Raw genomic sequence first — 281 nt, 5'->3', positions numbered from 1 at the left:
ATCCGGTGCGACGGGTCGGCCTGCTCGGCCGCGCCGGCGATCGCGATCACGTTGTCGAGGCTCATGACCGCATCGGCGATCACGATCGTCTTCACGGCGTCCCACAGCCGGTCGGCCGGCTTGATGTTGTCGTGCGCGTCGGCGGCCGGCGCCATCAGCTTGATGCCGATCCACAGCAGCAGCAGCCCGCCGCCGAACTTCAGGAATGGCACGTCGAGCAGCGCGACCGCGAACGTGATCAATGCGACACGCAACAGGATCGCCCCGGCGGTGCCCCAGAC

General features: G+C 68.3%; 1 protein-coding gene. It reads right to left on the bottom strand.

Translation table 11 applies throughout. The annotated features are described in order from the left end of the window. The coding region (locus tag AAEZ05_RS28290; protein ID WP_502947803.1) for a TerC family protein at nt 1–281 on the bottom strand (281 nt) is incomplete at both ends.

The organism is Pseudomonas sp. HY13-MNA-CIBAN-0226 (assembly GCF_040310305.1).
Taxonomy (GTDB): Bacteria; Pseudomonadota; Gammaproteobacteria; order Pseudomonadales; family Pseudomonadaceae; genus Aquipseudomonas; species Aquipseudomonas gregormendelii.
This window is presented reverse-complemented; position numbering and strand designations above follow the sequence as displayed.